Origin of the sequence: Mesorhizobium sp. M00.F.Ca.ET.216.01.1.1 (assembly GCF_004010325.2) — a bacterium.
In the GTDB taxonomy this organism is placed as follows: Bacteria; Pseudomonadota; Alphaproteobacteria; order Rhizobiales; family Rhizobiaceae; genus Mesorhizobium.
In genome coordinates, this window is record NZ_SADR02000351.1 from 1 (window position 1) to 326 (window position 326).

At 67.5% G+C, this 326-nt stretch carries 1 pseudogene; it reads left to right on the forward strand.

Features of this window, described 5'->3' with window-relative positions:
- A pseudogene (locus tag EN859_RS36435) lies at nt 1-326 on the forward strand (hypothetical protein); the annotation flags it as partial.

Below are 326 nucleotides of genomic sequence, written 5' to 3' on the forward strand. Positions count from 1 at the left end.
GTCAATGTCGGTTCGCTTGCCGCCGGCACCGTCTTTGCCGAAACCAAGACCAGCCAGCGCAAGCAGGCGCCGGGCAATGGGGATCCGCAACTGGCATCCGCAGCGGCGCGGCCGGACAATTGCGCTACCGAGCGCAAGGGCCCCTATCAGTATTCGGACGCCGGTCCCGATGTCAGCATGGTCAACCGCGACTATTTCCTGTCGCCCTTCGCCCAGCAGACCGGAACTGCCGCCTGCCCGGCGGCGGCGCTGATGCCGCTGACGGCGGATGCGGCGTCGTTGAAGACGGTCATCAAGGGCTTTGTCGCGTCCGGCGGGACGGCCGG